The sequence below is a fragment of the Candidatus Pantoea formicae genome (genome assembly GCF_011752625.1).
GTDB classification, from domain to species: domain Bacteria; phylum Pseudomonadota; class Gammaproteobacteria; order Enterobacterales; family Enterobacteriaceae; genus Pantoea; species Pantoea formicae.
Genome location: NZ_VWXD01000011.1, coordinates 1 through 14,003 on the forward strand (window position 1 = coordinate 1; position 14,003 = coordinate 14,003).

Genomic DNA, 14,003 nt, shown 5'->3' on the forward strand with positions numbered 1-14,003 from the left:
TCCACAGGTGCGAACTTCATCGTGGCGCGGGACAATATCCCATCAGACGCCGTATAGATTTAAGCAAGCCTCTCGTCATTAATCAAAATCAGGGTTGCAAAAATGGAGGTGACCATAGATTTTTTATGGCGCTCCTTTTTACCCGGCGGCATTTTTCATTTCTGTTTGCCTGGCAAAATTCCTGATGACAACCCGGCACGCTCTGTGCAGGATAGTTTTTTTATTTTCAGGGAATCACCATGAGTGCAAAAGCGGCAACGTTAGAGGGCCGGATTCAACAGCACTGGGATCAACTCTCCAGCCACGAGCAGCGGCTGGCTGACGTGCTGCTGGCGGCACCCGGCCAGCTGGCGATGAACACTGCCACTGAGCTGGCGCAGAGCGCAGGCGTTTCCAAAGCCACCACCACGCGTTTTTTCCGTCATCTTGGCTACGAAAGCTATGAGGCCGCTCGCCGCCAGGCGCGTGAGATGCAGAGCAGCGGCTCACCGCTTTATCTGCAGGCCGTGCCAACCGCATCACCGCTTGCCAGCATCATGCAGCAGCACCTGGAAAAAGAGATCGCCAATCTGGTCAACAGCTATCGCACGCTGGACAGTGAACAACTGCAACAGGCGGTGAGCGCTATTGCCCAATCACGCCGCGTGGTGGTGATGGGTTGGCGTCACAGCCAGACCATTGCACAGCTGATTTACCGCGATTTGGTGCATATCCATCCCGATGTGCGTTTGCTGCCGCGTCCCGGCGATTCGCTGGCGGAGCATCTCGCCTCGCTGAATCAGCAGGATGTGGTGATCTGCGTTGGATTGCGTCGCCGTATGCCTGCGCTGGAAGCGGCGATGAATGCGTTGGCAGAGCGCAACGTGCCGATGCTGTATATCGCCGATGTGCTTTCCGGCAAGCCGGCGCGCCATGCGCAGTGGGTGGTGCGCTGCCACACCGACAGCAGCCTTATGTTCGACAGCACCGCCGCGCTCTCCGGTGTGTGCAATCTGCTCTGCTCACTGGTGGCCCGACAAATGGGCAAAACCAGCAATGATTATCTGGCACAGGTTGAAGCGTTGCACCAGTCCCTCGACGAACTCGAATAATGCCCCGTTCTGGCGCGCACTGCGCCAGAGATTGCCCCAAAATAGTGCGCCATTCATCTCGTATTCCAAGCCCAAACTCCTCTTTGTGAAATCTTAGAAACTAACATTTAAAATAAAGAAACAAATGTTTCTCACTGATTTTATTCAGTAATACTCTTGTAACTCAAAGTTGTGACTTGGTGGGTGAAAAAGCTGGCACAAAATATGCTCAGTAGAAAAAGACATTTCACCAACACCAGGGAAACACCACAATGAAAAAAACAGCACTGCTGATCGCCGCACTTCTCTCCGTTGGCACCATGGCGCAGGCGCAAGCCGACACCCTGAGTGACATCAAAAGCAGCGGCAAAATTACCGTTGGTATCGATCCAACCTTTCCTCCATACGAATACACCAATGACGCAGGCGAGATCACCGGCTATAGCGTGGCGATCATGCAATCCTTCGCCAAAGATCTCGGTGTGAAACTGGAGTTTCAGAAAACCGCCTTTAGCGGCATTTTGCCGGGCCTGATCTCTGGCTCGTTCAACGCCGAAGGTTCTTCTCTTAACGTCACTGCCGAGCGTGCGAAGAAAGTACTGTTCACCGTGCCATACAGCAAAACCGTTAACGGCGTGCTGGTGCGTGAAAGTGAAGCCAGCACTTTCAGCGGCAAAACCCTCAGCCCGGAGAGCCTGTCTGGCCTGCGTGGTGCAGTGAAAACCGCCAGCGTGCCCGAGCAGTTGCTGAAAGGCTTTAACGAGCAGCTGAAAAAAGAGGGTAAAAAACCCATCACCATCATCAACGTGGATTCGCTGGATCAGACCGTCAGCACCCTGATGACCAAACGCGCGGACTTCGTCTACGACGACATCTCGGTGCTGGCGCCGGTCGCGAAAAAATACGCCGGTAAAGTGGCGCAAGTTGGCGAAGTCGGTCCTTCACAGTGGATGGGTTGGGCAACACGTAAAGAAGACGGCAGCCTGAACAAAGCCATCAGCGACCACATTCTGGCGATGCAGAAGGATGGCGAGCTGACCAAACTGCAGCAGCAGTATCTCGGCACCACCTTTACCGTTCCCGCCAGCGATTTCATTCCTCAGGAGTAATTATGTGCCAGTGCAACCTGACGGTGCCTGCGGGCAATGGCAAAACCTTCCGCGTGCGTAAGGGCCAGTTCATTACCGTGATTGACAGTGAAGGGCAGCAGGCGGCGGATTTCGTCGCCGTTAACGCCGATGATTTAAACGAAAAGCTGTCGCCGGTGCATACCCGCCAGCACTTGCGTTCGTTGTTCTTCAAACCCGGCGATGCGTTGTGGTCGAGTGAAAACCGCCCGATGCTGCGTATCCTGGCGGACAGTATTGGCATCCACGATGCCAACGTGCCAGCCTGCGATCGCACACGCTTCAGCGTCGATTTCGGTGTCGAAGGCCATCGCAACTGCGTGGACAACCTGCTGGAAGGCATGAAGGCCTTTGGCGTGACGTATTTCTCGCTGCCCGAGCCGTTCAACCTGTTCCAAAACGGGCCAGTCACCGCCGATGGCCGGATGGAAGTGACCGATCCCAACAGCAAGGCAGGCGACAGCATTACTTTTGAAGCGCTGTGCGACCTGATTTGTTCGGTGTCATCCTGCCCGCAGGACATCATTCCCGGCAACGGTTTACAGGTCACGCCGATTGATATCGTGGTGAGTGACGAATTTCACGCAGAGGAGATGAATCATGCTGTTAATGCGTGAAAGTTATGAAGAGACCGCTGAGCGCACGCTGGCACAAGCGGTCACGGTTGAACCGGGCAGCGTTGGGTCGATAAAGGTGTTGCGCGGCCAGTTGCTGCGCATCACGGCCCAGGGCGACGGCGCGGTGGCTTCCCTGTTTGGCTTCAGCCTCGCCGATCCGGCGGTGTGGCTGTCGGTACATCACACCCGCGTGTTCAGCAACAGTTATCTGCTCGGATCAGGCATGCGTCTGGTCAACAACCGCCGCCGCCCGATGATGGTGCTGGGCAAAGACAGCGTGAAGCGTCACGACCTGCTGCTGCCTGCCTCTACCCGCGCCTTCCTGACGGAAAAAGGCTATCAGGGTGAAGGTTGTTTGGAAGCGGTGAGCGGCGAGCTGGCGCGCCTGGGCATGGAAGTGCCGAAGCTGCCGGACCCGATCAACCTGTTTATGCACGTCAAATTGACGCGGGCCGGCGACATCCTGCCGGAGCCGAACCTCACCAAAGCAGGCGACAGCATCACCTGTCGCGTGGTGATGGACACGCAGTTTATCGTCTCGGCCTGCAACACCGGCATCGAGGGCAACGATCAACCGGCACCGCTGTTGCTGTCGGTTGCGGAAAACCTGCACGATTTTAACGCGGAGTAACGCATGGGGCTGGATCAACAGGTAGTGGCCGCGCTGCCGGAACTCGGACACGGCCTGCTGATGACGTTGGTACTCACGGTACTGGCGTCATTGGTCAGCGTGGTGATGGGGCAGCTTGGCTGCTTCCTGCAACTGCGCCGCGCCTGGATCTGGCGCGCTATCGGCCGACTCTATGTCAGCCTGATGCGTGGTACACCGGCCATCGTGCAACTGTTCGTGGTGTTTTTCACCTTGCCGCGCCTCGGATTGGGCGGTCAGCCGATGCTGGCCGCGGTGATTGCCATCGGCCTCAACAGTGGCGCTTACGTGGCGGAGATTTTGCGCGTCAATCGTTCACTGGTGACGCGCGGTCAGCTCGAAGCTGCACGCACGTTGGGGCTAAGCCGCTTCTTAACCTGGTGGTATGTGATCAATCCGCAGGTGATGCGTGCCAGTCTGCCGATGCTGGTTAACGAGTTCACCATCCTGCTGAAAACCACGCCGCTGGCCTCGGTGGTGGCGCTGACCGAACTGACCTACGCCGGACAGATTGTGATTGCGCGCACTTATGAAGCCACGCAAGTGCTGCTACTGGTGGCGGCTGGATATCTGCTGATCGCCATGCCGCTGATTGCCGCTGCCCGACGTCTGGAAGCTAAACGGAGGATCGCCTGATGGATTGGCAAGCCATTCTCACTTCCCTGCCTTCGCTGGGAGACGGCATGATCGCCACGCTGCAACTGTGCATTGTCGCCGCACTCTGTTCGCTGGCGTGGGGTGGGCTGATGGCATTACTGCTAATGCGCGCTTCGCCGTTCTGGTTGCGCTTGCTCAACCTCTACAGCGGCTTAACGCTCGCACTGCCGCTGCTGGTGGTGATCTATCTGCTCTATTTTGTGCTGCCAGAGTACGACATCACGCTGTCATCGCCGGTGGTGGGCGTGCTGGCCCTGACGCTCTATTACGCGCCCTATATCGCACAGGTTATTCGTGCGGCAATAGAGGCATTGCCGAAGGGGCAGTGGGAAGCTTGCCGCGTGCTGGGTTTGAGCCGCAGCGAACAGCTGCGCGATGTGGTGTTGCCGCAAACCCTGCCGCAGATGCTGTCGCCGCTGGTCGGTCTGATGATTGGTTTGATTAAAGACTCGGCGCTGCTGTCGATTGTCTCGGTGCAGGAGTTTATGTACGCCGCCAAACAGGCGATTTCAGATACCTACGCGCCGCTGGAGATCTATCTCACGGTGGCGCTCTGTTACTGGCTGCTCAACAGTCTGATCGACTGGTTGGCACGCGGCCTTGAATCTCGCATGACGCGCTATCGTCGCGGCATGCAGCATTAATCAGGAGAACACTATGTCAGCTGAATATCAGCATCGTGAAGCGATCACCATTCCCGCGCGCTACGGCAAAGCGGTGCGTTTGAAGAAAGGGGAAGCGGTGCAGGTGATCAATCTGCATGGCACTCAGGTAGTGGATTGCTGGGCGTACAACGCCGAGGACGTCACTGAATATATGTGTATGGAAGCGACGCGTGTGTGGAACCAGCGTCTCAATCCCAAAGTCGGTGACAGCTTTATCACCAGCCAGCGCCACCCGATTCTGACCCTGGTGGCAGATACTTCACCCGGCGTGCATGATTCCTTTATGGCGGCCTGCGATGCGCGTCGTTATGAGCTGCTGGGCTGCACCGAGTATCACCGCAACTGCCACGATAACCTGTTTGAAGGCATGCGCGAATTAGGTGTCGAACTGCCGCACGGCAATCTGGCGTCATTGAATATTTTTATGAATATTCAGGTGCAGCCGGACGGTATTACTCTGAAAACATTGCCGGTGGTGACCAAGCCGGGCGATTACATTGTGTTGCGCGCCGAGATGGATTGCTTCGTGGCATTCTCGGCCTGTCCGCAGGATATCGTCAGCATTCAGGGGCAGGGCGATAACACCCCGCGCGATGCCGAGTTGCGTATTCTGACCGCAGGTTTCCCGCAGGTGCAGTTGAAAGGGGCCTGGGTTCCAGCCTGATTACGATTTCACTACGCCGTCCAGCCATGCTTGAAAGCGAGCATAGGGCACATACAGCGCGACATCTTTGAACAGCGTTTTGCCACTCTTGTTGTCATCAATCGCGCTGCTGTAGCCGACAATCACCCCCGCCAGCGTATCGTCGCTGGCGTTATACACCGCACCACCCGACATGCCTTTCACCACGCCCGCATTCGCGGCCACCACGACGCAACTCGGTTTGTTCCAGTCATTCGCCAGCGTAGTGTTGATCAAGTTCTTGCCGCTTGAGGCCACCGGCATCGCTGAGATAAAGCTGTAACCGTAAAGATTGACGTTATCGCCAATGTGGCTGTTGCGGAATTGAGGTGGCAGATTGGTTTCGCTGTTCTTGTGATACACCACAGCGATATCGCACTCAGGATGCCAGGCCTTGACCCGGTACATTGAGTATTTCGCCACGTGTGCCGCCGTAAGACTGTATTCTGGCGTCAGTGGAATGGTGGTGCCCAGCGCGCCTATACCCAGCACGGTGGGAATGCCGGTCACGGTCATATCGACGCGTTTAGCGGCTTCTTTGCTGTACTCGTAGTGCCCAACGGAGCAGCCACTCAGGCAGCCCACTGTCAGTGCGATGAGCCATCGCATAGGTTCTCCCCCTGCATTTTTTGACACCACATTGCCGAGCTACTCATTGGGGTATCGGCAATGCGCGCGCATCCTTTACTGATTGATTTATCGCCAAAAGCGCAGTGGCTGTGACAGTGATCACATCTGAATCAAGCGTAGCGTGAAAATTGGACTCTGTCTCAGTGGTCAGGTGCAGACACTTTTTCGTGCAGGGATTATTGCGCAGCGAGCAAAGATGCCTTGCAACCAATGGGCTGGTTGAGCCGAGCCGGCTGTGCTTTAATCAGAATGTGACGCAGTTCAAATAACCACAAGCGTCCGCTGTAACCGTACTGCGTTCGCCGTGCGGCCTGCCTGCAAAACATTTTAGGAGAGTGTGTTATGCCTGTTGCATTACTGGCGCTGGCGCTGAGTGCGTTCGCCATCGGCACCACGGAGTTCGTCATCATGGGATTGCTGCCGGAAGTGGCGGGCGATTTACAGGTGTCGATTCCTTCAGCGGGATGGCTGATCAGTGGATACGCGCTGGGCGTGGCCATTGGTGCACCGATCATGGCGCTGTTAACCGCCAAACTACCACGCAAACGTACCCTGATTCTGTTGATGATCATCTTCATCATTGGCAACGTGCTGTGTGCACTGGCGTACACCTACAACCTGCTGATGCTGGCGCGCGTGGTCACTGCACTGTGTCACGGGGCCTTCTTCGGTATCGGTGCGGTGGTGGCGGCGAGTCTGGTGGCACCTGGCCGTCAGGCATCGGCGGTAGCGCTGATGTTCACCGGCTTAACCCTGGCCAACGTGCTGGGCGTGCCGCTCGGTACCTGGTTTGGTCAGCTGTTTGGCTGGCGAGCCACCTTCTGGGGCGTGGCGATCATCGGCATCCTCGCTTTTATCGCTTTGATTGTCAGCCTGCCGACCAACAAAGAAGAGAAACCGGTGCATCTGGCAAGCGAAGTCAGTGCGCTGGCGAATGGCAAACTGTGGCTCTCGCTGCTGATGACGGTGTTCTTTGCCGCTGCGATGTTTGCGCTGTTTAGCTACATTGCACCGCTGCTGTTGCAGGTCACTGGCATCACCGATCGCGGCGTGAGCTGGACGCTGTTCCTGATTGGTGCTGGCTTAACCGTCGGTAACATCCTCGGCGGTAAGCTGGCCGACTGGAAAGTCTCCTTCAGCCTGATTCTGAGCTTTGTGCTGATTGCGGTGTTCTCGCTGCTGTTCAGCTGGACCAGCCACGCGCTGTGGCTGGCGGAGATCACCCTGTTCCTGTGGGCGATGGCGACCTTCGCTACCGTGCCGGGCTTGCAGATTAATGTGGTGCGCCACGGTAAAGACGCCCCTAACCTGGTCTCCACGCTGAACATCTCCGCGTTCAACGTCGGTAATGCGCTCGGTGCCTGGGTCGGCGGCGCAGTGATCGATAAAGGCTACGGCCTGACCTCGGTGCCCGTGGCGGCGGCAGCGTTGGCGGTGGTTGGCCTGGTTATCTGCCTGATCACCTTCCGTAAATCGGGCGGGCAGGGCGAAGCGGTACGCGCTTAAACCAGACGTTCGGCAATGCGTTGTGTAAAAGTGGCCACCTGCTGCTGCAGGTGGTCGCAGAAGTGATCAACCAAAGCGGATGCCGGACGATGCTGTGGCCTTACCAGACTGACGGTGAACGGCACAGCGACACTGAATTTACGCATCACCACTCCGCTGTCGGCGTAATCCAGTGCCGTCAGCGGATTCACAATCGAAATCCCTACCCCGGCGCGCACCATCGCGCATACCGATGCCGCACTGTGTGTTTCCAGCACCAGACGGCGTTCCACCCCTTGTTCATGAAACAGCGAATCCAGTAGCTGGCGATAACTATCGCTGCGCGACAAGCTGACGTAATTCTCACCCTGAAAATCCTGCGGCGTCAGCACCTCACGCTGGCACAGCGGATGGTTGGGCGGCAGCACGCACACTTCATCGCAGGTCAGCAGCGGCACGCGCTCGGTGCCTGCTGGCGCATGTTGGGTTTCGGTTAGACCCAGATCGTAGCGCTGTGCCGACAGCCACTCTTCCAGCAGTGGCGACTCCTGCGGAATGATATTCAGACTGACTTGCGGATAGCGTTGCAGGAAAGGCTGTAGCAGGGGAGGTAACAGCGATTGCGAAAATACTGGCAAGCAGGCAATCGACAGCTCGCCCTGACGGAATTGGCGCAATCCTTCGGCGGCATCCATGATGCGGTCCAGCCCGTACCACGAGCGTTGTACTTCTTCGTATAACCGCAAGCCTTGTACCGTCGGTTGCAAACGTCCACGCACCCGTTCAAACAGTTCCAGGCCGAGCTGCTGCTCCAGCCGCGCCAGCTCACGGCTAACGGTTGGCTGCGAGGTGTGCAGCAATGCGGCAGCTTGCGTCAGGTTGCCGCTGGTCATCACCGCATGGAAAATTTCGATATGTCGCCAGTTAATTTTTGCCATCATTCCTCTCTCTCAGCCCATATCATATTTGCATAGCTGACGCTAAAACAGATATTTTTCTGAATTGATGGGCTGTGGCTAAATAACCGCAATGACACAGGAGAATTGAGATGCCACGTCCACTGAACAACACCGAAACGGCACTGACTGCCGACAATTTACTGCCGCTGGCACAACGCTATGCAGGGCCATTCTGGGCTTACGATGCCGCGATTATTCAGCAGCGTATTGCGCAGCTGAGCGCCTTTGACGTGGTACGTTTCGCCCAGAAAGCCTGCTCAAACATTCACATTCTGCGACTGATGCGTGCCGCTGGCGTAAAAGTGGATTCTGTTTCACTGGGTGAGATTGAACGTGCGCTGGCAGCGGGTTTCCAGCCGGGTGGCGAAGATATCGTTTTTACCGCTGACGTTTTGGATCAACCCACCCTGGCTCGTATCGCCGAACTGAAAGTGCCAGTCAACGCGGGTTCCGTCGATATGCTGCATCAGCTCGGCGCGGTCTCTGCGGGCCATAAAGTGTGGCTGCGCATTAACCCTGGCTTTGGTCACGGTCACAGCCAGAAAACCAACACCGGCGGTGAGAACAGTAAGCACGGCATCTGGCACAGCGACCTGCCGCTGGCGCTGGCGGCGATTCAGCAGCATGGCCTGAAGCTGGTTGGCCTGCATATGCATATCGGTTCCGGTGTTGATTACGGTCACCTGCAGCAGGTATGTGACGCGATGGTCGATCGGGTGGTGTCATTTGGTCAGGATCTGGAAGCGATTTCTGCCGGTGGTGGCCTGTCGATTCCTTATCGCTTCGGTGAAGAAGCCATTGATACCCAGCACTATTTCGGCTTGTGGAGTGGCGCGCGTGACCGCATTGCGGCGCATCTGGGCCATCCGGTGAAACTGGAAATCGAGCCGGGTCGCTTCCTGGTGGCGGAGTCTGGCGTGCTGGTATCACAGGTGCGCGCCGTCAAGGATATGGGTAGCCGTCACTTTGTGCTGGTGGATGCCGGTTTCAGTGATTTAATGCGCCCATCCATGTACGGCAGCTATCACCACATCTCGGTGCTGCCAGCCGATGGCCGTGCATTGAGTGATGCGACTGTGGATGCTGTTGTAGCAGGGCCGCTGTGCGAGTCGGGGGATGTGTTTACTCAGCTTGAAGGCGGCAAAGTCGAGACACGCGCACTGCCAGCAACCCAGGTGGGTGATTATCTGGTGTTCCACGATACTGGCGCGTACGGCGCATCCATGTCTTCCAACTACAACAGCCGTCCATTGATCCCTGAAGTGCTGTTCGAGAATGGCACTCCACGTGAGATTCGTCGCGCGCAGACCATTCAGGAGCTGCTGGCGCTGGAGCTGATGTGATCAATATTGTTCCACTCAGTGAAGTCCCACATCACGCCAGTCATATCACCGACTGGCTGTGGCAGGCGTTTGGTGAAGGGACGTCGCGCGAGTTTTACGACAGCATTGTGCGCAGCAGTCTGAACGGGGCCGAATATCCGGTGACCTTTGTGGCGCTGGACGGTGATGTACCGCTGGGCACGGTAGGGTTCTGGCGTTGTGATCTCATCAGTCGTCAGGATCTTTATCCGTGGATTGCGGCACTCTATGTTGATGAACATGCGCGCGGCAATGGTTTGAGTGAAGCGTTGCAGCAGCATGTGATCGAGTATGCCCGTGAACGTGGGCATGAAAAGCTGTGGTTGTGGTCAACCTTTGGTGGCTATTACGAACGCTTTGGTTGGCAGTATCAGTGTGATGCGCTGGAGTTCCCGGATGTGCGGGTGAAGGTCTATTCGCAGGATTTGTGATGCGTGGCTGAAGGAATCGAGCCGTAGCGGCGTGATATATCGCGCTGATTTTAAGCGACAATCCTGCTGACAGATACGCATTAAATGGCGCCGCTAACACCTTGTGCGGCGCCTCATATTTATCAACTCGGTCCGCTCACCGAATGTCTTCTCACCAGCGTTGGGCTAAACATATTGGTCACTTCCGGCATTTCCGTACCGTTGGCTAACGCCAGCGCCAACTGCGCCGCTTGCTGCGCCATCGTCACAATCGGATAACGCACCGTGGTCAGACGAGGACGCACATAGCGGGATACCAACACATCATCAAAACCAATCAGTGACATCTCTTCCGGCACGCGAATGCCGTTATCACTCAGCACCGCCAGCGCGCCAGCCGCCATGGAATCGTTGTAACAAGCCACGGCCGTGAACTGCTTGCCGCGCCCCAGCAATTCCGTCATCGCTTGCTCACCACCGACTTCATCCGGCTCTCCCCACGCCACCAGGCGGTCGTTAGACGGCAAGCCGTGCTCTTTCAGCGCGTCGTAGTAACCTTGCAGGCGGTCTTCGGAGTCAGAAATCGGATGGGTCGAGCAGATAAAGGCGATTTGCGTATGGCCTTGCTGAATCAGATGGCGCGTTGCCAGCCAGGCACCGTAGCGGTCATCGAGCGCGATACAGCGTGACTCAAAGCCTTTCAGCAGGCGATTCAGCAGTACCATGCCCGGCACCTGCTTCATCAGCACTTCCAAATCCGCATCGGGGATTTTCTTGGCATGCACCACCAAGGCGTCGCAGCGATGGCGCATTAGTTGTTCGATCGCCTGACGCTCTTTTTGCTCGATGTGGTAACCGTTACCAATCAGCAGGAAGTTGCCGGTGGCACCTGCCACTTCATCGACGGCTTTTACCATCGCGCCGAAAAAGGGATCGGAAACGTCACCCACCACCAGCCCGAGGGTTTCGGTGGATTGCTGCGCCAGGGCGCGTGCGTTGGCGTTCGGGTGATACTGCAACTGCTCCATTGCCTGGGTCACGGCGAGGCGTGAACTCTCGCTGGCTTTGGGCGAATTATTGATGACGCGGGAAACGGTTGCGACCGACACCCCTGCCATGCGGGCAACATCCTTAATGGTAGCCATGCGATTACTTGCATCCGGGAAAACGTTTACACATCCCCCCAGTGTTACGGAAAACACTACCTGTAGCAACCCGCGAGAATGCCAGCGCTGTCGCAAAAGCGCGGAAATTAAGGGGATTCAGCCAACCTTTAGCCCTCCAACTCCCTCATGGTATGCTGGTCTCCATCATTACACCTGTCTGCCGGACCCAAAACCATGAAAACTCGCGTGCCGCACCTGGCGCACTGGGGCGCTTTTACTGCCGTCACTGAAAACGATCGCCTGATTGGCTGTGAACCCTTTTTTGCTGACGCCGATCCTTCGCCGATGCTCAACACCATTCCGGAACTGGTCTACTCGGATAAGCGTATCCGCCAGCCTATGGTGCGTCGTTCATGGCTAAAATCCCGCGAGAACAGCGATCGCACGCTGCGTGGACGTGAAGATTTTGTGGCTGTGGATTGGGATACCGCGCTGGATCTGGTGGCTGAAGAGAATCGCCGTGTGCGCGATCGCTATGGCGCTTCCGGGATTTTCAACGGTTCTTATGGCTGGTCTTCAGCGGGCCGCGTTAATCATGCGCGTACTTTGATTCGCCGTTTCTATTTTCAGGGCGGCGGCGGGGTAGACCAGCAGGGCAACTACAGCTGGGGCGCGGCGCAGTTCTTCCTGCCGTATGTGATTGGCACCTATATGCCGCTCACCGGCCGCGTAACTGACTGGCCGGATGTGGTTGAGCATGCGGATATCTTTATCGCCTTTGGTGGGCTGGCCCTCAAGAATGCACAGGTGGCTTCGGGCGGCGCTGGGCAGCACAGCCTGAAACCGGCGCTGGAGCAGCTCACCGCCAAAGGCACACCGATTATCAACATCAGCCCGATGCGTGATGACTGCCCAGCCTTCGTCAATGCTGAGTGGATTCCGATTCGCCCGAATACCGATGTGGCGCTGATGCTGGCGCTCGGTTATGAGATTACGCGTCGCAATGCGCTCGACGAAAGCTTCCTGGCCAGCCACTGCACCGGCTGGCCGCAGCTGCGTGAATATCTGCTGGGTGAAAGCGACCGTATCGCCAAAACGCCAGAGTGGGCGAGTGCCATCACCGGCATTCCGGCTGCGCGCATCGCGTTGCTGGCACAGCAGCTTATTGGCAAACGCAGTTTTATCACCTGTTCTTACTCGGTGCAGCGTGCCCATCGCGGTGAGCAGCCGTACTGGATGATGATTGCGCTCTCCTCAATGCTCGGTCAGCCAGGTTTACCGGGTGGCGGCTTCTCCTTTGGTCATGGTTCGATGAACAGCGTCGGTAATCCGCGCCAGGAAGGGCCTGCGCCAATGATGAGTACCGGGCCAAATCCGGGCAACTTCTCGATTCCGGTAGCGCGCATTAGCGACATGCTGCTCAACCCTGGTCAGCCGTACAACTTCCAGGGCGAAACCCTGCACTATCCTGATATCCATCTGGTGCACTGGGCGGGTGGTAATCCTTTCCACCATCATCAGCAACTCAATCGCCTGGTTGAAGGCTGGCAGCGCCCGGATACCGTGATCGTGCAGGACATCGTCTGGACCCCGGCGGCGCAGATGGCGGATATCGTTTTACCGGCCACCACCACGCTGGAACGCAACGACATTGGTGGCTCCTCGCGCGATCGCTTTGTCTTTGCGATGCATCAGGCGGTGAAACCTCAGCATCAGGCGCGCAATGACTTCGATATCTTTGCGGATATCGCCGATCGTCTCGGTTATCGCGATGTGTTCACCGAAGGGCGCAATGAGATGCAGTGGATTGAACACCTGTATCAGCAGTGTGCGGTGGCCCATGCGCGCAAAGATATTCACTTCCCGGAGTTTGGTGAATTCTGGGAGCGCGGCTTTGTTGAGATCCCGGAAGGCGGCAAGCCGTACGTGTTTATGGACGATTTCCGTGCAAACCCGATCGCGCATCCGATCCAGACCGCCAGCGGAAAAATTGAGCTGTTCTGCCAGACCATCGCCGATTATCAGTTGGACGATTTCGCCGGACACCCTGAGTGGCGTGAGCCGCAGGAGTGGTTAGGTGCACCGTTGAGCGAAGACTTCCCGCTGCATATGATCTCTATACAGCCTTTAGATCGTCTTCATAGCCAAATGGATGCCACTGCTACGGTTCAGGCAAATAAAACCGCCGGGCGTGAAACCCTGTATATGCATCCGCAGGATGCGAGTGCGCGCAACATTGTGGATGGTGATGAAATTGAAGTCAGCAATACGCGCGGCCGTATGCTGGCAGGGGTACGCCTCACCGATGGCTTAACCCCCGGCGTGGTGATTATCTCCACGGGTGCATGGTTCGATCCGGGCTTTGGCCGCGCTTGGCAGCCGTGGGACCGTGCGGGCAACCCGAACGTGCTGACGCTGGATATCGGGACCTCGTCTCTGACACAGGGACCTAACGCCATGAGTTGCCTGGTGGAAATCAAAAAACACCTGATGTGAATGGGGTGCTAACAATCTCACTGCTGGTTACATTTTGCGGGTAACTGTTGCGTTTGAGAGATGGTTTCCCATCGTGCCACCTTGCTACA

At 56.8% G+C, this 14,003-nt stretch carries 15 protein-coding genes; 12 read left to right on the forward strand and 3 right to left on the reverse strand.

The features are described 5' to 3' along the window. From F3J38_RS28000 to F3J38_RS22570, 8 genes are all read left to right on the forward strand, one after another. Nucleotides 1-185 (forward strand): hypothetical protein (locus tag F3J38_RS28000; RefSeq protein ID WP_205298380.1); only part of this gene is annotated, 185 nt, incomplete at its 5' end. A gap of 54 nt (nt 186-239) precedes the next feature. After that, nucleotides 240-1,091, forward strand: coding sequence for a MurR/RpiR family transcriptional regulator (locus tag F3J38_RS22540; protein ID WP_167142311.1), 852 nt, complete (start codon nt 240-242; stop codon nt 1,089-1,091). Nucleotides 1,092-1,342: 251 nt separating this feature from the next. After that, the gene (locus tag F3J38_RS22545) at nt 1,343-2,179 is read left to right on the forward strand and encodes a transporter substrate-binding domain-containing protein (protein ID WP_167142314.1); all 837 of its coding nucleotides are present in this window, start codon (nt 1,343-1,345) and stop codon (nt 2,177-2,179) included. 2 nt (nt 2,180-2,181) lie between these two features. Continuing rightward, complete coding sequence (locus F3J38_RS22550) at nt 2,182-2,814, forward strand: DUF1989 domain-containing protein (RefSeq protein ID WP_167142317.1); 633 nt, start codon at nt 2,182-2,184, stop codon at nt 2,812-2,814. Then, a complete protein-coding gene (locus tag F3J38_RS22555) occupies nt 2,798-3,445 on the forward strand; it encodes an urea carboxylase-associated family protein (RefSeq protein WP_167142320.1) in 648 nt (215 codons plus the stop codon). The genes F3J38_RS22550 and F3J38_RS22555 overlap by 17 nt, the downstream gene beginning before the upstream one ends. Nucleotides 3,446-3,448: 3 nt before the next feature. Continuing rightward, the gene (locus tag F3J38_RS22560; RefSeq protein WP_034823169.1) at nt 3,449-4,099 is read left to right on the forward strand and encodes an amino acid ABC transporter permease; all 651 of its coding nucleotides are present in this window, start codon (nt 3,449-3,451) and stop codon (nt 4,097-4,099) included. Next, nucleotides 4,099-4,764: an amino acid ABC transporter permease gene (locus F3J38_RS22565; protein WP_034823167.1), complete on the forward strand. Its 666-nt coding sequence runs from the start codon at nt 4,099-4,101 to the stop codon at nt 4,762-4,764. Before F3J38_RS22560 ends, F3J38_RS22565 begins: the two co-directional genes overlap by 1 nt. A 13-nt stretch (nt 4,765-4,777) precedes the next feature. Continuing rightward, nucleotides 4,778-5,449 (forward strand): DUF1989 domain-containing protein, encoded by a 672-nt coding sequence (locus F3J38_RS22570; RefSeq protein ID WP_038645037.1) that lies wholly within the window; start codon nt 4,778-4,780, stop codon nt 5,447-5,449. On the opposite strand, the gene F3J38_RS22575 is transcribed toward F3J38_RS22570, so the two are convergent. Next, a complete protein-coding gene (locus F3J38_RS22575; protein WP_167142322.1) occupies nt 5,450-6,076 on the reverse strand; it encodes a serine protease in 627 nt (208 codons plus the stop codon). A gap of 363 nt (nt 6,077-6,439) precedes the next feature. Here F3J38_RS22575 and F3J38_RS22580 point away from each other — a divergent pair, with 363 nt between their 5' ends. Next, entirely contained in the window at nt 6,440-7,603 is a 1,164-nt protein-coding gene (locus F3J38_RS22580; RefSeq protein ID WP_167142325.1) for an MFS transporter, read from the forward strand. Here F3J38_RS22580 and F3J38_RS22585 read toward each other — a convergent pair. Continuing rightward, nucleotides 7,600-8,520, reverse strand: coding sequence for a LysR family transcriptional regulator (locus tag F3J38_RS22585; RefSeq protein WP_167142553.1), 921 nt, complete (start codon nt 8,518-8,520; stop codon nt 7,600-7,602). The genes F3J38_RS22580 and F3J38_RS22585 overlap by 4 nt on opposite strands. Before the next feature lie 110 nt (nt 8,521-8,630). On the opposite strand from F3J38_RS22585, the gene lysA reads away from it, so the two are divergent. Beyond that, on the forward strand, nt 8,631-9,884 hold the full coding sequence (lysA, locus tag F3J38_RS22590; protein ID WP_167142328.1) for a diaminopimelate decarboxylase: 1,254 nt from the start codon (nt 8,631-8,633) through the stop codon (nt 9,882-9,884). After that, a complete protein-coding gene (locus F3J38_RS22595; protein ID WP_167142331.1) occupies nt 9,881-10,333 on the forward strand; it encodes a GNAT family N-acetyltransferase in 453 nt (150 codons plus the stop codon). The genes lysA and F3J38_RS22595 overlap by 4 nt, the downstream gene beginning before the upstream one ends. Nucleotides 10,334-10,455: 122 nt before the next feature. Here the strand turns inward: F3J38_RS22595 and galR are convergent, their stop codons facing one another. Next, nucleotides 10,456-11,457 carry an HTH-type transcriptional regulator GalR gene (gene galR, locus F3J38_RS22600; RefSeq protein WP_167142332.1) on the reverse strand — a complete coding sequence of 334 codons (1,002 nt, stop codon included), beginning with the start codon at nt 11,455-11,457 and terminating at the stop codon, nt 10,456-10,458. A 195-nt stretch (nt 11,458-11,652) separates the two neighbouring features. Between galR and F3J38_RS22605 the strand changes: the two genes are divergently transcribed. Beyond that, entirely contained in the window at nt 11,653-13,914 is a 2,262-nt protein-coding gene (locus tag F3J38_RS22605; RefSeq protein WP_167142335.1) for a molybdopterin-dependent oxidoreductase, read from the forward strand. Nucleotides 13,915-14,003: the final 89 nt, after the last annotated feature.

Bases quoted from the DNA above. Each gene is read 5' to 3' on its own strand.
- F3J38_RS22540 (WP_167142311.1), top strand. From the start codon at position 240: ATGAGTGCAAAAGCGGCAACGTTAGAGGGCCGGATTCAACAGCACTGG.
- F3J38_RS22545 (WP_167142314.1), top strand. From the start codon at position 1,343: ATGAAAAAAACAGCACTGCTGATCGCCGCACTTCTCTCCGTTGGCACC.
- F3J38_RS22550 (WP_167142317.1), top strand. From the start codon at position 2,182: ATGTGCCAGTGCAACCTGACGGTGCCTGCGGGCAATGGCAAAACCTTC.
- F3J38_RS22555 (WP_167142320.1), top strand. From the start codon at position 2,798: ATGCTGTTAATGCGTGAAAGTTATGAAGAGACCGCTGAGCGCACGCTG.
- F3J38_RS22560 (WP_034823169.1), top strand. From the start codon at position 3,449: ATGGGGCTGGATCAACAGGTAGTGGCCGCGCTGCCGGAACTCGGACAC.
- F3J38_RS22565 (WP_034823167.1), top strand. From the start codon at position 4,099: ATGGATTGGCAAGCCATTCTCACTTCCCTGCCTTCGCTGGGAGACGGC.
- F3J38_RS22570 (WP_038645037.1), top strand. From the start codon at position 4,778: ATGTCAGCTGAATATCAGCATCGTGAAGCGATCACCATTCCCGCGCGC.
- F3J38_RS22575 (WP_167142322.1), bottom strand. From the start codon at position 6,076: ATGCGATGGCTCATCGCACTGACAGTGGGCTGCCTGAGTGGCTGCTCC.
- F3J38_RS22580 (WP_167142325.1), top strand. From the start codon at position 6,440: ATGCCTGTTGCATTACTGGCGCTGGCGCTGAGTGCGTTCGCCATCGGC.
- F3J38_RS22585 (WP_167142553.1), bottom strand. From the start codon at position 8,520: ATGGCAAAAATTAACTGGCGACATATCGAAATTTTCCATGCGGTGATG.
- lysA (WP_167142328.1), top strand. From the start codon at position 8,631: ATGCCACGTCCACTGAACAACACCGAAACGGCACTGACTGCCGACAAT.
- galR (WP_167142332.1), bottom strand. From the start codon at position 11,457: ATGGCTACCATTAAGGATGTTGCCCGCATGGCAGGGGTGTCGGTCGCA.
- F3J38_RS22605 (WP_167142335.1), top strand. From the start codon at position 11,653: ATGAAAACTCGCGTGCCGCACCTGGCGCACTGGGGCGCTTTTACTGCC.